The organism is Parachitinimonas caeni, assembly GCF_030129945.1.
Lineage (GTDB): Bacteria > Pseudomonadota > Gammaproteobacteria > Burkholderiales > Chitinimonadaceae > Parachitinimonas > Parachitinimonas caeni.
Genome location: NZ_JARRAF010000266.1, coordinates 1 through 260, shown reverse-complemented (window position 1 = coordinate 260; position 260 = coordinate 1). Strand labels below are relative to the sequence as shown.

The following is a 260-nucleotide window of genomic DNA, read 5'->3' as shown; positions in this document are numbered from 1 at the left end:
TGAAATCGACTTCGCTGCGACCGCCAACGCCGGTCTGGGTCAATACCCGCTCACCCCGGACGTTGTATTCGTAGTGTTCGCCAGCATCGACGGCGCTGAACAGGTTACTCAGCAAGGTGTCGATGCCGGAGTGGGTGAGACCCCCTTGCAAGGTGGCCAGGGTGGCGGCGGGAATCCGGGTGGCCAGCTTGCGGCTGTCGGAAACCTGGCCCAGCGTGTTGTAAGCCACCCCCGAGGCTTCGCCCAGCGGGTTGATGGTG

1 protein-coding gene is annotated in these 260 nt (G+C 63.8%); it reads right to left on the bottom strand.

The genetic code is table 11. The features are described from left to right. Nucleotides 1-260: hypothetical protein (locus tag PZA18_RS24630; protein WP_284103518.1), on the bottom strand; the 260-nt coding region annotated here is incomplete at both ends.